Source organism: Faecalibacterium sp. DFI.5.82, assembly GCF_029076575.1.
GTDB lineage: Bacteria > Bacillota > Clostridia > Oscillospirales > Ruminococcaceae > Faecalibacterium > Faecalibacterium duncaniae.
Genome location: NZ_JARFIS010000442.1, coordinates 1 through 314, shown reverse-complemented (window position 1 = coordinate 314; position 314 = coordinate 1). Strand labels below are relative to the sequence as shown.

The following is a 314-nucleotide window of genomic DNA, read 5'->3' as shown; positions in this document are numbered from 1 at the left end:
GGGGTCATCCAGCACCCGCCCCGGGCGGGGATGGGCCAGCGTCCGGGCCAAAGCCAGACGCTGTGCCTGCCCGCCGGAAAGGCGGGTGCCGCCGCTGCCGATGACCGTCTCCGTACCCTTTTCCATGGCCAGCACTTCCTCCTTCAGGGCAGCAGCTGCAAGCCACGGCATGGCATCCTGTTCGCTGCCGCAGAGGACATTATTCTGCACGGTGTCGGCACTCTGTTCCGGGTCATGGCCAAGATACCCGACCGTGGCGGCGATCTGGCGCGGGGTCAGGGTGGAAAGCTCCCTGCCGCCAAAGCAGACCGAGC

The 314-nt window shown here is 67.5% G+C and carries 1 protein-coding gene; it reads right to left on the bottom strand.

From position 1 onward, the window contains the following. The coding region (locus tag P0G09_RS17340) for an ATP-binding cassette domain-containing protein (protein WP_275253294.1) at positions 1-314 on the bottom strand (314 nt) is incomplete at both ends.